Consider the following 317-nt stretch of genomic DNA (forward strand, 5'->3'; position numbering starts at 1 on the left):
TCGGCATTGGCATGGAAGCCGCATGTCGTGCAGACGAAGGACGCTTGGTTTTTGCGGCTTCGACTGTCCACGGCTCCGCAGCACGAACACGTCTGCGAGGTAAATCGGGGATCGACCTTCACGACCTGATGCGCCTTGTAAAACAGCATCGTCTCGATCTGGTGCCAGCCCACGTTGAGAATAGCGCGGTTGAGTCCGCGCTTTTGAGCGACGTTCTTGCCAGGGTTCTCCACAGTCCCGGCGGCACTGGCGGTCATGTCCCTGGTGCGCAATCGCTCGATAACCGCAGTTCTGTAGTTTCGGCAGATGGCGGTTGT

The 317-nt window shown here is 58.7% G+C and carries 1 protein-coding gene; it reads right to left on the minus strand.

Annotation, left to right across the window (positions count from 1 at the left end; genetic code table 11):
• A partial coding sequence (locus CSR02_RS02090) for a transposase (protein WP_244176719.1) occupies positions 1-257 on the minus strand: 257 nt, incomplete at its 3' end.
• Positions 258-317 lie beyond the last annotated feature (60 nt).

The sequence above is a fragment of the Acetobacter pomorum genome (genome assembly GCF_002738225.1).
Lineage (GTDB): Bacteria > Pseudomonadota > Alphaproteobacteria > Acetobacterales > Acetobacteraceae > Acetobacter > Acetobacter pomorum.